Origin of the sequence: uncultured Wocania sp. (genome assembly GCF_964021735.1) — a bacterium.
GTDB lineage: Bacteria > Bacteroidota > Bacteroidia > Flavobacteriales > Flavobacteriaceae > Wocania_A.
In genome coordinates this window covers 1-15,975 of record NZ_CAXIBN010000067.1, presented here as the reverse complement: position 1 = coordinate 15,975, position 15,975 = coordinate 1, and the positions used below count along the sequence as shown (strand labels likewise).

The 15,975-nt window shown below is 31.1% G+C and carries 19 protein-coding genes; 5 read left to right on the top strand and 14 right to left on the bottom strand.

Annotation, left to right across the window (positions count from 1 at the left end; all coding sequences use genetic code 11):
- The first annotated feature begins 263 nt into the window (after positions 1-263).
- From AADI82_RS07750 to AADI82_RS07740, 3 genes are all read left to right on the top strand, one after another.
- The gene (locus tag AADI82_RS07750) at positions 264-887 is read left to right on the top strand and encodes a VTT domain-containing protein (RefSeq protein ID WP_341215874.1); all 624 of its coding nucleotides are present in this window, start codon (positions 264-266) and stop codon (positions 885-887) included.
- A 64-nt stretch (positions 888-951) separates the two neighbouring features.
- On the top strand, positions 952-1,251 hold the full coding sequence (locus tag AADI82_RS07745; protein WP_034045547.1) for a DUF3817 domain-containing protein: 300 nt from the start codon (positions 952-954) through the stop codon (positions 1,249-1,251).
- The gene (locus AADI82_RS07740; RefSeq protein WP_341215873.1) at positions 1,244-2,500 is read left to right on the top strand and encodes a mechanosensitive ion channel domain-containing protein; all 1,257 of its coding nucleotides are present in this window, start codon (positions 1,244-1,246) and stop codon (positions 2,498-2,500) included. Before AADI82_RS07745 ends, AADI82_RS07740 begins: the two co-directional genes overlap by 8 nt.
- Here AADI82_RS07740 and AADI82_RS07735 read toward each other — a convergent pair.
- The 7 genes from AADI82_RS07735 to AADI82_RS07705 form a co-directional block, all read right to left on the bottom strand.
- The gene (locus tag AADI82_RS07735) at positions 2,493-4,115 is read right to left on the bottom strand and encodes an alkaline phosphatase PhoX (protein WP_341215872.1); all 1,623 of its coding nucleotides are present in this window, start codon (positions 4,113-4,115) and stop codon (positions 2,493-2,495) included. The two genes, AADI82_RS07740 and AADI82_RS07735, sit on opposite strands and share 8 nt — an antisense overlap.
- Before the next feature lie 105 nt (positions 4,116-4,220).
- Complete coding sequence (gene leuB, locus AADI82_RS07730) at positions 4,221-5,279, bottom strand: 3-isopropylmalate dehydrogenase (RefSeq protein WP_341215871.1); 1,059 nt, start codon at positions 5,277-5,279, stop codon at positions 4,221-4,223.
- A gap of 18 nt (positions 5,280-5,297) precedes the next feature.
- Positions 5,298-6,818, bottom strand: a complete 1,521-nt coding sequence (locus AADI82_RS07725; RefSeq protein ID WP_341215870.1) for an alpha-isopropylmalate synthase regulatory domain-containing protein — start codon at positions 6,816-6,818, stop codon at positions 5,298-5,300.
- Entirely contained in the window at positions 6,819-7,415 is a 597-nt protein-coding gene (gene leuD / locus AADI82_RS07720; protein WP_341215869.1) for a 3-isopropylmalate dehydratase small subunit, read from the bottom strand.
- 22 nt (positions 7,416-7,437) lie between these two features.
- Positions 7,438-8,832, bottom strand: coding sequence for a 3-isopropylmalate dehydratase large subunit (gene leuC, locus AADI82_RS07715; RefSeq protein ID WP_341215868.1), 1,395 nt, complete (start codon positions 8,830-8,832; stop codon positions 7,438-7,440).
- Between the two features lie 189 nt (positions 8,833-9,021).
- Positions 9,022-9,390, bottom strand: coding sequence for a hotdog domain-containing protein (locus tag AADI82_RS07710; protein WP_341215867.1), 369 nt, complete (start codon positions 9,388-9,390; stop codon positions 9,022-9,024).
- Positions 9,391-9,437: 47 nt separating this feature from the next.
- Complete coding sequence (locus AADI82_RS07705) at positions 9,438-10,325, bottom strand: DUF72 domain-containing protein (RefSeq protein ID WP_341215866.1); 888 nt, start codon at positions 10,323-10,325, stop codon at positions 9,438-9,440.
- Between the two features lie 117 nt (positions 10,326-10,442).
- Between AADI82_RS07705 and AADI82_RS07700 the strand changes: the two genes are divergently transcribed.
- On the top strand, positions 10,443-10,859 hold the full coding sequence (locus tag AADI82_RS07700; RefSeq protein WP_341215865.1) for a glyoxalase: 417 nt from the start codon (positions 10,443-10,445) through the stop codon (positions 10,857-10,859).
- 21 nt (positions 10,860-10,880) lie between these two features.
- Here the strand turns inward: AADI82_RS07700 and AADI82_RS07695 are convergent, their stop codons facing one another.
- From AADI82_RS07695 to AADI82_RS07665, 7 genes are all read right to left on the bottom strand, one after another.
- Positions 10,881-11,561 (bottom strand): DUF2461 domain-containing protein, encoded by a 681-nt coding sequence (locus tag AADI82_RS07695; RefSeq protein ID WP_341215864.1) that lies wholly within the window; start codon positions 11,559-11,561, stop codon positions 10,881-10,883.
- A gap of 82 nt (positions 11,562-11,643) precedes the next feature.
- Positions 11,644-12,207 (bottom strand): hypothetical protein, encoded by a 564-nt coding sequence (locus AADI82_RS07690; protein WP_341215863.1) that lies wholly within the window; start codon positions 12,205-12,207, stop codon positions 11,644-11,646.
- A gap of 44 nt (positions 12,208-12,251) precedes the next feature.
- Complete coding sequence (locus AADI82_RS07685; protein WP_341215862.1) at positions 12,252-12,476, bottom strand: hypothetical protein; 225 nt, start codon at positions 12,474-12,476, stop codon at positions 12,252-12,254.
- A gap of 130 nt (positions 12,477-12,606) precedes the next feature.
- Positions 12,607-12,768 carry a DUF1328 domain-containing protein gene (locus AADI82_RS07680; RefSeq protein WP_034039804.1) on the bottom strand — a complete coding sequence of 54 codons (162 nt, stop codon included), beginning with the start codon at positions 12,766-12,768 and terminating at the stop codon, positions 12,607-12,609.
- Positions 12,769-12,979: 211 nt separating this feature from the next.
- Positions 12,980-13,882: a mechanosensitive ion channel gene (locus AADI82_RS07675; protein WP_341215861.1), complete on the bottom strand. Its 903-nt coding sequence runs from the start codon at positions 13,880-13,882 to the stop codon at positions 12,980-12,982.
- A 58-nt stretch (positions 13,883-13,940) separates the two neighbouring features.
- Complete coding sequence (locus AADI82_RS07670) at positions 13,941-14,447, bottom strand: Dps family protein (protein ID WP_341215860.1); 507 nt, start codon at positions 14,445-14,447, stop codon at positions 13,941-13,943.
- Positions 14,448-14,616: 169 nt separating this feature from the next.
- The gene (locus AADI82_RS07665; protein ID WP_341215859.1) at positions 14,617-15,393 is read right to left on the bottom strand and encodes a tRNA pseudouridine(38-40) synthase TruA; all 777 of its coding nucleotides are present in this window, start codon (positions 15,391-15,393) and stop codon (positions 14,617-14,619) included.
- A 96-nt stretch (positions 15,394-15,489) separates the two neighbouring features.
- Between AADI82_RS07665 and AADI82_RS07660 the strand changes: the two genes are divergently transcribed.
- The gene (locus tag AADI82_RS07660) at positions 15,490-15,909 is read left to right on the top strand and encodes a hypothetical protein (protein ID WP_341215858.1); all 420 of its coding nucleotides are present in this window, start codon (positions 15,490-15,492) and stop codon (positions 15,907-15,909) included.
- Positions 15,910-15,975: the final 66 nt, after the last annotated feature.

Genomic DNA, 15,975 nt, shown 5'->3' with positions numbered 1-15,975 from the left:
TAGCCGTAATTTCTTTTAACATAATTGTTGACGATATAGACCTAAAGGCACTATATCTACAATTATGTGTAAATAGCCTGAAAAACGGCTATACAGAAATTACTATGTATTTGTACTATAATTTATATTATGTAAAATAGTATATTTTTTAACTACCTACTTCTCTATATTTACTGTTAATAAAATATGAATTAACAAAGTTTACTTTTTTTTCAAAACACCAAGCTGTATATTTGCAATCCCTTAAATTTATCGGAATTACAATGAATTCTAAACCAAAACAAAAATCTAAAGTTGGAAAATCGAGACTGAAGCTCTTGCATCAGTATTATTCCTATACTGGGTTTTATTCTTTTGTATGGCAAGCTGTTAAAAAAGCTTTGCCATATATTATTGGAGCCATAGTTCTAATTTATGTAGTTGATTATTTTTTCAATATTAATGAGGCTTTAATAAAATTAACCGAGATTTTACCTTCTCAAGGTGTATTAAGTTTCTTCTTTGTATCTGAAACACTTTTAGGTTTAATTCCTCCTGAAATATTTATAGCTTGGGCAGGAAAAATGCCAAACCCATGGGGCTATTTAAGTATTTTAGCTATACTCTCCTATACGGCTGGCTTGTTATCTTATCATTTAGGAAGAATGATTACAAAAATTCCTTCTGTACACAGTTATTTAGAAGTGAAAATGCAAAAACAGCTAAAAAACTCCAGAAAATGGGGTGGTTTTTTAATTATTGTAGGTGCATTACTTCCACTTCCTTTTTCAATATCATGTATTGCTGCGGGTATTATAAAATTTCCTTTTAAAATAGTAGTACTATTTGGAGCTTTACGCTTATTGCGCTTTGTAATTTATGGACTCGTTATTTTTAACGCACTATAAAAAAGTATTAAAACACATTTTTTATAGCCTTTTCTGTGCTATTTTTGCAAAAAAATAAATGCTTATGTTTTCTTTTATTAATGTATTCAGAATTGTTGCTCTTTTTGAAGGAGTTTCGTATATCTTATTATTATTTATAGCAACACCCATTAAGTATCTAGCTGATGATCCTCAATATGTTAAACTCTTAGGAATGCCACACGGTATATTATTCATTGCATATATAGCTTTAGCTTTTGTTTTTAAAAAAGATTTTTCTTGGAATACTAAGCAGTTTACCCTAGTGCTTTTAGCTTCAATTATTCCGTTCGGAACATTTTATGTTGATAGAAATTATTTAAAACATTCAAAAATAGATGAGTAATTATAAACACTTACTTTACGATTATTTACTATCTATTGGTACTTCAGAAGCTGTTGCGAAATACCTGAATATGTTTGCTCTTTTATTTGTTTTAATACTAATAGTATTTATTGTCGATTTTATTATAAGAAAATTAATTAGAGGAGCATTTACTCAATTTGCTAACAAGACGAAAACTAATTTTGATGACCTTCTAATTTCAAATAAAGTTCCAAGGAATGTCGCCCACATTATTCCCTTATTAATTGCTATTGAATTTATTCCGATAGTGCTTTATGATTTCGAATATTCAGAAAATATTGTAGAAAAAGGCTTATTAGTTTTTGCGATTATTTTAACGCTTTGGATAGTTAGAAGCTTATTAAACACTTTAAAAGATTACTTAAAAACCCTACCTCAATTAAAGGATAAGCCTATAGATAGCTACATACAGGTGTTCATGATTTTTGCTTGGTTAGGCGGCTTTATGTCTGCTATTGCAATAATTACTGGTATTCCTTTTGTGAAATTTGCAACAGGACTTGGAGCTATATCTGCAGTTATTATATTAGTCTTTAAAGATACTATTTTAGGTTTTGTTGCGAGTATTCAAGTGTCTATTAACGATATGGTTCGTATTGGAGATTGGATTACTTTTGAAAAATACGGTGCTGATGGTGATGTAGTAGAAATTAATTTAGCTACTGTAAAAGTTCAAAATTTTGATAATACCATCACAACCATACCCACTTATGCCCTAATCTCTGATTCGTTTAAAAATTGGAGAGGTATGAGTAATTCGGGTGGTAGACGAATAAAGCGGGCCTTATATATTAAACAAGATGGCGTTAAATATTTAACCGACGAAGAAATTGATAAGCTAAAAAAAATTCAATTGATTACATCGTATATAGAAGTACGACAAAGCGATATTAAAGCTTATAATACAGATAATAATGCAAATAAAGAGCTTTTGTTAAACGGAAGAAACCTAACTAATCTAGGAATCTTTAGAAAATATATTGATTCTTACTTAAATCATCATTCTGCAATAAATAAAGATATGATGATTATGGTACGACAATTAGCACCAACAACACAAGGAATTCCTTTAGAAATTTATGCATTTAGTAGCGATAAACGTTGGGCTAATTACGAGTATATTATGGCAGATATTTTTGATCATCTTATAGCAGCACTCCCCTATTTCGATTTAGAAATTTTTGAATTACCGAATAATTCAAGTTTTAACTTGCAAAAATCTATTTAATTACCAATTTTGAAGTTTCTTTATCATTCACTTTAAAAAGATAAAGACCAGATTGAATATCATTAAGATTAAGTTTCACTTCACTTAAATCGTTATAGTCAATATCCAATACTTTCTTTCCTAAAATTGAGTAGAGCTTAACGTTATTAATATCCTTGCCTTTAATTATTAAATCTCTTGATGACTTTAATGGGTTTGGATAAAATTTATACGCCTTATCAAATTGCCTGTCATCAGTAGAAAGAGACGATCCTAAATTTCCTGATAGGGCAATAACCAAACTAATCCCCTTATCAAAATTAACTATGTTTCCAGCTGCATCAGATTGATTAGCCACATTGGTTGGATTTGGAGCCATAAACGACATAAATAAATATTTATAATCTGGTGTAAATGTAATGCCTGTAGGCTCAGCGTCATGTGGAGTAATACCAAACAACTCTACCTGTGGGCTCACTTGTGTATGTCCATTCTTAACAACCCAAATATAAAATTGTTTATTCCCAGAGTTATCATCTTGAAGCACCCAAAGATTTCCATCTCCATCAAACGCTAAATTATCATTGCCACCTCCCCAGGCTACCGATGTAGTACTAACTCCATCATTAATATCATAACTCATGGCACCAACAAATGTTTCCATAGTTACAGTCGAAACAGATGCTTCAAGTGGATCAGAATCTGAAAACCTATATACTCTTTGATCTGGAGCACCTTTAACAGCAAAGTAAATCATACCATCTGGACCAATTTCAACGTCTTCTATACCTTCAAATTCAGTTGCCCCAGCAGCTAAACTCAATTCATTAGTAATATTTTGATGTGATGGTAATTGATGTGAAGGATTTGTATTGTCATTAATTAATATCCATGAACCTGCACCGCTTTTAGATCCTGAAAACACATATAGATTTCCAGCGCTTAAATCTTGAGCATTTGTTGCAACAAATTTATATAAAAAGCCATGTCCAACGGTATCATCTGCTCCTTGGTAAACTGTTCGGTTATTAGAGTGAATAGCAACATTTTCATGTTTAAAATTACCCATAGCCCAATGTTTACCAATTACTGTTTTTGTTGCTGGATTAATTTCAATATTCCAACCAACATCATTATAACCATCAAAATTTAAATCTGTTAACCCCGTACCTCCTTCATTATAAGCAACCTCCTCACAAGAAATCACTGTCCCCCAAGATGTAACGGTACCAGAGCAATTTGCAGCTGTACCGCCAACTGCTGCGAAGTTTAAATCTTCAGATGCTGTTGTTTCCCATAATTTAGTGGTTGCATTAAAATTGATATCTAATACTTGTACGCCTCCACCACCATCAAAAAGAGCGAAGCCTTCTGAATTTATACTTAAATAACCATTAGTACTACTACCAGCAATAGGTACATAAGCAGTAAAATCTGGTTTTACTTTAAAGTTACCACCTGCTGTCAAGGGGTCTTCCGTTTCTATAATCTTTTGAAACTTGTGAGTAGACGGAATTACAAATTGATCCGTTTGTGATGCTGGTGTTACTGATGTAAAATCACCAATATTTTGAGAATGAAAAGAATAGGTAGTAAAAAAGAAAAGGGACAGCATTGTAATTTTTAATAGCCTCATGATTTCTATTTTTAAAATTAATACTGATAAAACCACCCATAAAAAATGGATTTAGCATAAAGTTACTAAATCCATTTTAAAAACACCTGTATAAGTGATTGTTTTTTAGATGTTTGCGGCTAACCAATCACCTACTTCTTTAGTTCCATAAGCTTTACCACCGTCTGCTAAATCTTCAGTTACTATACCTTGAGCTAAAGCTTTATTCACAGCATCTCTAATCGCTTTTCCTTCCTCTGGTAAGTTAAACGCTGTTTCAAACATCATAGCTGCCGATAAAACGGTTGCCATTGGATTTGCTATATTTAATCCTGTAGCTTGCGGATACGATCCGTGTATAGGTTCAAATAAAGCAATATCTGCTCCCATAGATGCCGATGGCATTAAGCCCATTGAACCAGAAATTACAGAAGCTTCATCGGTTAAAATGTCTCCAAATAAGTTTTCAGTAATAAGTACATCATAACTGTTTGGCCATTGCACCAAACGCATAGCCACAGCATCAACAAATTCGTAACTTACTTCAACTTCTGGATAATCTTTTTCCATAGCCTGAACGGTTTCTCTCCATAATCTAGATGTTTCTAAAACATTGGCTTTATCTACACAACATAACTTTTTAGAGCGCGTCATGGCTAATTCAAAACCTTTTTTAGCTAAACGTTGTACTTCTGCTCTAGTATAAACACAGTTATCGTAAGCCGTTTCACCGTTATCTCTTCTCCCCTTTTCTCCAAAATAAATACCGCCAGTTAATTCACGTAAAAACACTAAATCGGTACCTTCAATACGTTCTTGTTTTAAAGGAGATTTATCTAATAACGACGGAAAAGTAAATGTTGGCCGTACATTAGCAAACAATCCTAATTTTTTACGCATTTTTAATAAACCTTGTTCTGGACGCACTTTAGCACTAGGATTATTATCGTATTTTGGATGACCAATAGCACCAAACAAAACTGCATCTGATGCTACACATACTTCGTGTGTAGAATCTGGGTAAGGCTCTCCAACGGCATCAATAGCTGCAGCACCAGTTAAGGCTGGTTTCCATGTTATTTCATGTCCAAATTTCTTAGCTACAGCATCACTAACTTTTACAGCTTGATCGATAACTTCAGGTCCTATACCATCTCCGGCTAAAAGGGCAATATTAAATTTCATAATGTATGTATTGTAATCTTAATTAATAATAATATTTAGCATTTTTTCGGTTGCTTTAATTGCCGATACTGTTTGATCGGAATCTAAACCACGAGTTTTAAATTCTTTTTCAGAATTTTTCCAAGTAATAATGGTTTCACACAAAGCGTCAGATCGACTTCCTGGTGGTATTCTAACGGCATAATCTATCAAATCAGGCAATACCATTTTTTTTGTTTTAAACACATTTCTAATAGCATTCATAAACGCATCAAACTGTCCGTCACCTTGTGCATGTTCTTCAAAAACTTCATTTTCAATACTAATAGAAACTGTTGTTGATGGTTTTAGCCCTTTTGAATGGGTTAAAACATATGAATTCACTTTAACTTTTTCTTCGTAAGTTCTATCTAAAACATCCGAAATGATATAAGGTAAATCTTCTTTGGAAACTACCTGCTTTTTATCTCCTAATTCTATAATGCGTTGAGTAACTTTTTTTAAATCTTCATCATTAAGTTGAAGTCCTAACTCCTGTAAATTCTTTTGAATATTGGCTTTTCCAGAAGCTTTTCCCAAGGCATACTGACGTTTTCTTCCAAAACGCTCGGGTAATAAATCGCTAAAATACAGGTTCTTTTTATTGTCACCATCGGCATGAATTCCAGCAGTTTGTGTAAATACATTGGCACCAATAATAGGTTTGTTTGCAGGAATCACAACACCAGAAAAATTCTCTACTAGTTTACTAACCGTATATAACATTTTTTCATTAACACCAATTTCTATATGTGGCAAAAAATCATTTATTACAGCAATAGTACTTGCCATAGGTGCATTTCCTGCACGCTCACCCATACCATTAACAGTTAAATGTAGTCCATCAGCCCCAGCTTTTAATGCTTCCATAGCATTAGATACGCCTAAATCGTAATCGTTATGCGCATGAAAATCAAAGTGTAAATTAGGATATTTCTCTTTTATTTCTTTAACATATTCGTAAGATTCCTTAGGTGTTAAAATACCTAAAGTATCTGGTAGCATAATACGTTTTACATGTTGGGTAGATAAAAACTCTAAAAACTCAAACACATAGACTTTAGAATTACGCATGCCATTACTCCAATCTTCTAAATAAATATTGGTTTCAATATCTTTTTTAGATGCTAATTTTATAGCTTCTTCTATTTCTTTAAAATGCTGATTAGAAGTCTTTTTGAGTTGATGAGTTAAATGATTTAATGAGCCTTTAGTTAATAGGTTTTGCACCTTGGCTCCAGCCTCTATCATCCAATTAATAGACACACCATTATCAACAAATGTTAATACTTCTACAGTGTTTAAATATCCATTTTCGGCAGCCCATTCGGTAACATCTTTTACCGCTTGAAGTTCGCCTTCTGATACTCTTGCTGATGCTATTTCTATACGATCAACTTTTAATTCTTCTAGTAAAAGTTTAGCTATTGTAAGTTTTTCAGAAGCAGAAAACGACACACTCGATGTTTGTTCACCATCGCGTAATGTCGTATCCATTATTTCAATTTTTCGTATTGCCATTTACAACATCAAACGGTTAGCAAAATCTTCTATTTCGCTCTTTATATTTTGAAGGTAATCAATATCATCAAAACCATTAAGCATGTTTTCTTTCTTATAGCTATTTATTTCGAAAGATTCTTGAGCACCTGTAGATAATATGGTTATGGTTTGATTTGGTAAATTAACCTCTATTTCTGTTTTGGGATCTTTGTATATTTCTTCAAAGATTAGTTCTGAAAATTTTGGACTAACTTGCACTGGTAAAACTCCAACATTTAGACAGTTATTTCTAAAAATATCTGCAAAAAAACTTGATACGACACAACGGAAACCATAATCATAAACCGCCCAAGCAGCATGCTCTCTTGAAGATCCAGAACCAAAATTCTTTCCTCCAACTAAAATTTTCCCACTATAAATCGAGTTGTTTAATACAAAGTTTTCTTTTGCAGTATTATCTGCGTTGTATCTCCAATCTCTAAACAAATTATCGCCAAAACCTTCTCGTTTAGTAGCTTTTAAAAAACGAGCCGGTATAATTTGATCGGTATCAACGTTTTCCAATGGCAATGGAACTGCTGTACTAGTTAGTATATTAAATTTATCGTAAGCCATTTTATTTTTTTCTAAATTATTATTAAAGTAATTCTCTTGGATCTGTAACTACGCCAGTAACTGCCGCTGCTGCTGCAACTAAAGGACTAGCTAATAATGTTCTTGACCCTGGTCCTTGTCGACCTTCAAAATTTCTGTTTGAAGTGCTTACCGCATATTTACCTGCAGGTACTTTATCATCGTTCATCGCTAAACATGCCGAACAACCTGGTTGTCTTAAAACAAAACCAGCGTCGTGAATAATATCTAAAATACCTTCTTCTTTAATTTTATCTTCTACTTCGTGAGATCCTGGAACTAACCACGCTGTAATATTTTCGGCTTTTTTCTTTCCTTTTACAATTGATGCAAAAGCGCGAAAATCTTCAATTCTTCCGTTAGTACAACTTCCTAAAAATACATAATCTACTTTTTTACCAATCATAGAATCGTTTTCCTCATACCCCATGTAATCTAAAGACTTTTTATAAGTAGCGACACCACCTTCAACAGCTTCAGCATCTGGAATATTTTTAGAAATCCCCATACCCATACCTGGATTTGTTCCGTAGGTAATCATCGGTTCAATATCGCTAGCATTAAAAGTTAAGTCTTTATCAAATGCAGCATCTTCTTCAGTTTTTAAAGTCTTCCAATGTGCTACAGCTTTATCCCAAGCTTCTCCCTTTAATGATAAAGGTTTGTCTTTTAAATATTCAAAAGTCGTTTCATCTGGAGCAATCATGCCTCCACGTGCACCCATTTCAATAGAAAGGTTACAAACCGTCATACGACCTTCCATAGTCATGCTTTCAAAAACATCACCTGCATATTCAACAAAATAACCAGTTGCACCAGAGGTTGTTAATTTTGAAATTATATATAAAGCCACATCTTTTGGTGTAACACCTTTACCTAATTGCCCATTTACATTAATGCGCATTTTTTTAGGTTTTGGTTGCATGATACATTGCGTAGATAGTACCATTTCAACTTCCGAAGTCCCAATGCCAAAGGCAATAGCACCAAAAGCACCATGAGTAGATGTATGCGAATCACCACAAACAATAGTCGCTCCAGGAAAAGTAATCCCATTTTCTGGGCCTACCACGTGAACTATACCATTCTTTTTATGCCCTAACCCCCAATGGCTAATGCCATATTCGTTAGAATTATCTTCTAAGGCTTTAAGCTGATTTGCCGATAACGGATCTTCAACTGGTAAATGCTGATTTATAGTTGGCGTATTATGATCTGCAGTTGCAAAAGTACGTTCTGGATACAATACACTTAAACCTCTACTTTTTAACCCTAAAAAAGCAACAGGGCTAGTTACTTCGTGTATAAAATGGCGGTCAATAAAAAACACATCTGGCCCACCTTCTATCTTTTTTACAACGTGTGAATCCCACACTTTGTCAAACAATGTTTTACTCATAAAATATCTTATAATTAGTAAGGGTTACAAATTTATAAAAACCCCATTTTTATTACCTATTTTTCAATAGGTAAGATACATTTCTAATAAACTTTTACAAAAAAATTAATAGATGTTATATTTATTGAATTTAATGCAATAGAACAACACAATTGATTATAATATTTAAAACAAGATTTAGTGATGTTTTTACACAATCTTCAAATTTTTACCATGTGCTTTGGGTTTTCCGTTCTCGTCTAAATTTACCATAATGATATTAGAAATACTTATAATGATTTCTTGTGTCATAATATTTCTAACCTCGCAACTTAGTGTAATATAAGCATTACCAACCTTTGTGATTTTAATTCCGATTTCTACAATATCACCTTGTTTTGCTGATGTTAAAAACTCAATGGCACCCATGGATTTGGTAACTACTTTTTGGTTATCAAATTGGAGAATAGCGTATAACGCTGCCTCTTCGTCAATCCATTCTAAAAGGCGACCACCAAATAGCGTACCGTTGGGGTTTAAATCTTCTGGTTTAATCCATTTTCTTGTATGAAACTTCATGTCTTTAAATGATTAGTTATAAATGTTAAAATTACGAATAACCTATTTTATAATAATTTTTGTTGCTTATCTTCATTAGGAACAGTTAAGGAATAACCCAATTCTGCATTTAGTTTTTTAATAAAATATGCAGATAATAATGGAGACTCTTTTTCTATATTTTGATGAATAAAAAAATCGATTTCTTTTATGCCTTGATTTTTCCATTGTTTTAATCGCTCCACCCAATCGTCTAAACGCAAATAATCGGATGGATGATTTGCACCAACGTAACGCACAAAAGCTGTGGCATTGGTTAATCTCATATGTATTAAATCGCGCCGTCCCGCAGTGTCAACTATAACATTTGAAATGTTATTAGTTTCGAAAAGTTGATATAAATCTTTAGAAATGGTAGCGTCATTATACCAATTGGTATGCCTAAATTCAATAGCTAATGGGATTTTTTTTGGCCAGTTTTCAACAAAATTCACTACTCTATCAAAATCTTTAGGCGTAAAATTATTATGCATTTGCAAAAAAATGGTGCCTAATTTTTCTTTTAAATTTGAAGCGTTGTATAAATAATTCTCAACAACTTCTTGGGTTTCATTCAACCGTTTCCAATGACTTATTTCTTGATTTAATTTTGGAAAAAACTTAAATCCCATTGGTGTTTTATCATACCAAGTTGCAAATTGTTCAGCAGGAAATATTCTGTAAAACGTAGCATTAAGTTCAATAGAATTGAATTGAGACGAATAATATTTTAGCTCATCTTTTGTGCCTCTTGGATAAAATCCCTTTAAGTCTGCTCTATTCCATTTGGCGCAACCCACATAAATTTCTGGAACATTATCATCTTTTACTTTATTTAAAACTCGCTTTGTATCTATATGATCTTTTGGTAAAGTAAAGTCGATATTCTCAGGATTGTCAACACTTCCGAATTTCATGTTTTTTGATTTTAAAGATAGAGAAAATTTTCAATGTTAATAACCTCGTTAATAATTATAAAGTGCACAAAAATTTAGACGCTTAATAATCAATACTTTTAATAAAAATCTGAAACCATGAGTACAAGACCGTTTAGTTTAAGAAATATTAGACCCGAAATTCCTGCAGCAACAATTAATGATAATATGAGTGCTGACGAGCGTTTTCAGAATTTAGTTTTACGGCCAATTGTAAAGTTTCAAAATGAATTACTTATTGAGGTTTTTAAAAATTATGTGGTTAAGCATAAATCTGTATTTTACGATTTATCGTTACAAAAGCGTATGGATTATATTGAAAATGCCATTCAAAAAGATATGAAATTTCGTAACTCTATAAAAGGCATGGTAATTGGGCTTTTTACGGTTGAAGAATATTTAATTTATATTGAAAATTCTTCTGCTTTAAATAAACGCATGATGAATATTGTTAAAGAGCGTTTGCTTAGCAATATTCAATTATTTGAAAAACCAGAATTGTTGGCTGCGGTTTAGTTTAAGCTTAAATAAACAGAGTTATTCAATTAAAGACACCCCATTCAAATCTGTAGTTAAAACATCACTCATATAATCAAAGTATGGGCGAATAGCTTTAAACGAAGCATTTACATCATTTATAAAATCAGGTGATAAAACCTCTTTGTCTGTATATTTTTTAACAAAAATATACTGTTTTTTCTTTATTAAATCTATGGCTTTATGTTCTTTACTAAAACCTTTGGGTGCGGTTTTCACTTCGTCACCTACAAAATCTCCCCAAATATTTTTAAATTTTTTATTACTAATAATTTTACGGATTTCAGTATCATCCATTTCAAACTCTTTTCTAATTCGTAATAAATCTTCCTTAGCAGGTTCCCAAAAACCTGTAGCAATAAAACTCTCGTTATTTGGCTGTATGTGTAAATAGTAACCACCTCTTAATTTTGGCTTTGTTCTGTGAAAAGATCCTCCAAAGTGTGTTTTATAGGGTAGTTTGTTTTTAGAAAAACGTACATCGCGATAAATTCTGAATATTTTTAATTTATCTATATCATCGTGAGTGTTTAATGTTTCTAAAACGGAATTATAAATAGCTTTTACTTCAGTTTCAATCGCTTTAAACTCTGGTTTGTTTTCATTAAACCAATCGCGATTATTATTTTTTTCTAGTTTTTTAAAGAAGTCCAATGCCGATTTTAATACTGATGTGCTCATAATGATTTTTTTAAGAGTTTGTAAAATACAAAAAGTCCCGATTAATTCGGGACTTTTACTACTATCTTAACAAGATATTATTTTACTTTATAACTTTCTTTTCCTTGCTATAAGTCATTTTTTTAACAGTTTTTGAGTCTTCATCAAAATACTCTACTACAAAGTTTCCGTTTTTATCAAAATAACCTATACCGTTATGCATTTCACCTCTTATAATATAGTTTCCACTAGCACTAGTAGCCCATGCATTTTCAATTTTTACAAACTTATTTTCATCGTTATCGAATAAGATATCAAAACCCTTATTATTTGGTGTAAACTTATAGTTTCCCTCACCACTAACATAATAAGTTTCTTTGGTTAAAGTATCATAATCATGGTCTTTATCATCATCAATCATTATCATTTTTTCTACTTTCTTGGTAGCATTTACACGATTTTGATTAATTTTTTTCTCATCGTTTTCATCTAATTTTACATCAGATGTTTCTCGTGTAATCACTTTAACTTTTTTCTCTGAAGTTTCATCACCATTTTTAGTTTTAATAACTTTTACTTTGGTTTCTTGTTTTACTTCTTTTGCTTTTTCTTGCGCCATTACATTACCAATAAATAGTAATGCTAACAGATATATTAAATTTTTCATTTTGTTTTAAATTTTAAGTTTATAAAAAAGGTTTTATACAGTTCTTAACTTTTTAAACTGTCTTTTTTCGCTTCTTCTTTTACTTCTTCGATTTCATCTTTCACATCTTCTATAGCATCTTTTACATCATCAGAAGCATTTTCTAAATCGTCACCAATTTCATTAATAGCTTCTTCTATTTTTTCATCAGTTGTTTTTTTTTCTCTACAACTTGTGAAAACTATAGATGTTGTAAATAATAATGCTAATATCAATATTGCTTTTTTCATTTTTTTAATTTTTATGGTTAATAAAATTTATACTACAAATTTAACAAGACTACCTATAGTAATGTAACTTATTTAGTATATACATTAGCTCAAATGAAGTTTGTTAAACTAAGCGTCATCAATTAATAATCTATTTTTTCAGTAATCCTTTTAATAAAGAAAGAACAAATAGAACTAAAAATATATAGAAGCATATTTTTGCTATTCCAGCTGATGCTCCAGCTATTCCGCCAAAGCCTAAAACTCCAGCTATTAATGCGATTACTACAAATGTGATTGTCCAACGTAACATAATTTTTTAATTTTAAATTAGTTATAATAGCTTATTTTGTTTGAAACAAGCCTACTCTAGTTATTAGAGAATTTATATTATTTCTACTCAAAAAGTAGATTGTGTTGATTCTAAATAAATTACGACCAACATCTTAAAGATGGATTTTTATTTAACTTTTTTTATGATATTCTGATTGATAGTGTTAAAATAATTAACATTTTTACTACTTCTAATTATTTGAAAATTCCTTTAAAGATTCGGGATTTTCAAAAGCTAGTTTATTATCAAACTGAAGTGTGCGAATTGGGAACGGTATATTAATTTCAGCTTTGTCATAAGCTTTCTTAATTTCGATTATAGCTGTAGTTTTTGCGCGTAATTTTTCTAACATACTTTCGGCATCAATCCAAAAACGACATAAATAATTTATTGAACTATCTCCAAATTCTGTAAAATAAAATTCTACATCCTCAGGACTTTCTACTTGGTCAAAAGCATTAGCAATGGTTTCTTTAGTCAATGCTTTTACTTGCTCTAAGTCAGATTCATAACCAACACCACATTCAATAGCCACACGCATTTTTGTGGTTAGTGAATAGTTTTTTAAAGGATTTTCTAAAATCATTTTATTAGGCATAATAACAATATTGTTATCGGCTTCTTTTAAAACAAATTCTTTTAGGTTAATATCTATAACTTCTCCAGAGAACCCATTAGTTTCAACCCAATTGCCTATTTGTATTTTTTTTCTGAAGGATAACACAATACCAGCAACGGTATTGCTAAGTGTATTTTGTAATGCCAAACCAATTGCTAAACCAGCAACACCCGCTGTGGCTAGTAATGAGGTTAAAGTTTTACTTAGATTTAATATACCTAGCGATATATAAAGCCCTACTATAACCAGAACAACCGCGGAAATTCTTGAGATAATTTGAGCAACAGATTCTTGCTGTACTCTTTTCGATACTAATTTATAGGTTATGTTATTAACATACTTTGCTACAAAATATGCAGTGATTAATACAAAAATTGCTAGTGCAAAGTTTGGTAAATATTCTATTATTGTTGTTAGCCAACTTTCTAATTTAGATATGATAGCATCAAATGCTTCTGTTAATGTTGATTCCATTTTGTTGAAATTTTAGTTTTTAATTATTAATACATTTTTATTTTTAATGATTTAACAACTAACTCACTTCAACAATATTATCATTTAATTTATCTGAAGGTTTTTTAGTCCATGCATTAAGCATCCAGCTTGTTTTTTCAAGCTCTCTAATGTATGCTCCAATTAAATCGAGAGTGCCTTCATCTGAAACTTCATTTGCTTTTTTAATCACAGAACTCATTTGTTTTAGTAATATTTTATGGTCTTTTAAAACTTCTTTTACCATATCTTGATCAGTCTTAATTGGTGCATCTTCTAAAATTGATGATGTTTTAAGATAGTCTTCTAATTTACTCATTGGGTGATAGCGTAGTGTTAAAATACGTTCTGCTATTTCATCTATTTTAACACGTGCATCGTTGTACATGTCTTCAAATTTCTCGTGTAAATCAAAAAAGTTTTTCCCAATAATATTCCAATGATTACTTCTTAATTTTTGGTAGTAAATATGGTAATCTGCTAGAAGTATATTTAGCTCTACAACGACTTTTAACAATTCTTCATCTTTCATGTTCAAATAATTCATAATATAATTTGTTTTTATTGTTCGTACTATCAATAAACTATAGGATGAATTAAAAAAGTCAAGTGATTTAACAGGGTTTAACTTATTTAAGGTTTATTTAACATAAATTAAGTTAACAAAAACTGAATATGTTAATTTCTTTAACAGAGTAAACAGGCTTAATAATAGTTTACACAAAGTCAATTTTATTGAGTATTAACCCAGAGGCTGGAGCGATATACTCCATTTTTTTTGCAGTTTCTTCTTTTAAACTTAATTCTATATCCTTTAAAGTTAACTTTCCTTTGCCTAGATCTATCAATGTACCCATCATTAATCTAATTTGGTTTCGCATAAAACCTTTTCCTTTTACACGTAGCAAATAAGTTTTCTCTGGAAAATAATTAGCTGTATAAATGGTGTTTTCAATCAACTCACAAAGTAAAATTTCTCTATTATAAATGCCATTATCAGTTGGTTTGTAGCAATAGGATTTAAGATAATGTGAGCCTTCAAAAAGTTTAGCGCCTTGTTTCATGACATCAATATCTAGATTATCAAGAATGGTTGTCATTATTGGAGCACAAAACGGATGACACTTTTGTCCGTAAGCAAATAAATATAAGTATTCTTTAACTTTAGAATGGTTGATTATATTAAACTCAGCATCAACCTCTTTAATACTTAAAGCACGAATATCTTGGGGTAAGTTGTAATTGAATAGCTCTAAAAAGGCGTTTAAATCTTCAATAGGTTCAAATAAAAACAATTCTATTGCTGCACATTCAGCCGAAACCATAGCGTCTGTTCTTCCAGAACTTAGGCTTTTAAAACGTTTGCCTTCTAATATAAAGTTTAACGTTCTATCTACCATTAAATGCAATGTTTTAACGGCTGGCTGTTTTTGCCAACCATGAAATCTATATCCTAAATATTGAATAGAAATTAAATAAAAATATTTCTTCATTTGAATTTTTAAAGTGATGAAAAATACACTCTTTTATTAATTGTGACAAAAAATTTATACATTGTATTCATTATTAACTAACTAAAAACTATTATTATGACAAATTCTTCTACAAAACCACCTGTTTGGTTCTGGATTGTAAGTGTGCTAGCCTTAATTTGGAATGGCTTAGGTGTTATGGCGTATTTGGTAAGAGCCTATGCTACTGATGAAATGATTGCTGCTTTACCAGAAGAGCAACAAGCAGAATTTCTTATGGAATATCCAGCTTGGTACACTGCTGCTTTTGCTATTGCCGTTTTTGCTGGAGTATTAGGATGTTTTGCTTTACTTTTAAGAAAAAAATTAGCTTATGGCTTGTTTATTCTTTCGGGATTAAGTGCCATTATTCAACATATTTATTTGTTTATGAATGTTGATATTCCTAGTTTAGTAATGCCAATTATGATAATTGTAGTTTGCTTATTTCTTATTTGGTTTTCTAAAAATGCGATTACAAAGCATTGGATATCTTAACATAAAAAAATAAATCAACCATTTTTTTAAGAGACATTATTCTTAACCAGTTTTAATGTCTCTTTT

What these genes read in the sequence shown, in the direction of transcription:
- AADI82_RS07750 (WP_341215874.1), top strand. Translation starts at nt 264, where the DNA reads ATGAATTCTAAACCAAAACAAAAATCTAAAGTTGGAAAATCGAGACTG.
- AADI82_RS07745 (WP_034045547.1), top strand. Translation starts at nt 952, where the DNA reads ATGTTTTCTTTTATTAATGTATTCAGAATTGTTGCTCTTTTTGAAGGA.
- AADI82_RS07740 (WP_341215873.1), top strand. Translation starts at nt 1,244, where the DNA reads ATGAGTAATTATAAACACTTACTTTACGATTATTTACTATCTATTGGT.
- AADI82_RS07735 (WP_341215872.1), bottom strand. Translation starts at nt 4,115, where the DNA reads ATGAGGCTATTAAAAATTACAATGCTGTCCCTTTTCTTTTTTACTACC.
- leuB (WP_341215871.1), bottom strand. Translation starts at nt 5,279, where the DNA reads ATGAAATTTAATATTGCCCTTTTAGCCGGAGATGGTATAGGACCTGAA.
- AADI82_RS07725 (WP_341215870.1), bottom strand. Translation starts at nt 6,818, where the DNA reads ATGGCAATACGAAAAATTGAAATAATGGATACGACATTACGCGATGGT.
- leuD (WP_341215869.1), bottom strand. Translation starts at nt 7,415, where the DNA reads ATGGCTTACGATAAATTTAATATACTAACTAGTACAGCAGTTCCATTG.
- leuC (WP_341215868.1), bottom strand. Translation starts at nt 8,832, where the DNA reads ATGAGTAAAACATTGTTTGACAAAGTGTGGGATTCACACGTTGTAAAA.
- AADI82_RS07710 (WP_341215867.1), bottom strand. Translation starts at nt 9,390, where the DNA reads ATGAAGTTTCATACAAGAAAATGGATTAAACCAGAAGATTTAAACCCC.
- AADI82_RS07705 (WP_341215866.1), bottom strand. Translation starts at nt 10,325, where the DNA reads ATGAAATTCGGAAGTGTTGACAATCCTGAGAATATCGACTTTACTTTA.
- AADI82_RS07700 (WP_341215865.1), top strand. Translation starts at nt 10,443, where the DNA reads ATGAGTACAAGACCGTTTAGTTTAAGAAATATTAGACCCGAAATTCCT.
- AADI82_RS07695 (WP_341215864.1), bottom strand. Translation starts at nt 11,561, where the DNA reads ATGAGCACATCAGTATTAAAATCGGCATTGGACTTCTTTAAAAAACTA.
- AADI82_RS07690 (WP_341215863.1), bottom strand. Translation starts at nt 12,207, where the DNA reads ATGAAAAATTTAATATATCTGTTAGCATTACTATTTATTGGTAATGTA.
- AADI82_RS07685 (WP_341215862.1), bottom strand. Translation starts at nt 12,476, where the DNA reads ATGAAAAAAGCAATATTGATATTAGCATTATTATTTACAACATCTATA.
- AADI82_RS07680 (WP_034039804.1), bottom strand. Translation starts at nt 12,768, where the DNA reads ATGTTACGTTGGACAATCACATTTGTAGTAATCGCATTAATAGCTGGA.
- AADI82_RS07675 (WP_341215861.1), bottom strand. Translation starts at nt 13,882, where the DNA reads ATGGAATCAACATTAACAGAAGCATTTGATGCTATCATATCTAAATTA.
- AADI82_RS07670 (WP_341215860.1), bottom strand. Translation starts at nt 14,447, where the DNA reads ATGAATTATTTGAACATGAAAGATGAAGAATTGTTAAAAGTCGTTGTA.
- AADI82_RS07665 (WP_341215859.1), bottom strand. Translation starts at nt 15,393, where the DNA reads ATGAAGAAATATTTTTATTTAATTTCTATTCAATATTTAGGATATAGA.
- AADI82_RS07660 (WP_341215858.1), top strand. Translation starts at nt 15,490, where the DNA reads ATGACAAATTCTTCTACAAAACCACCTGTTTGGTTCTGGATTGTAAGT.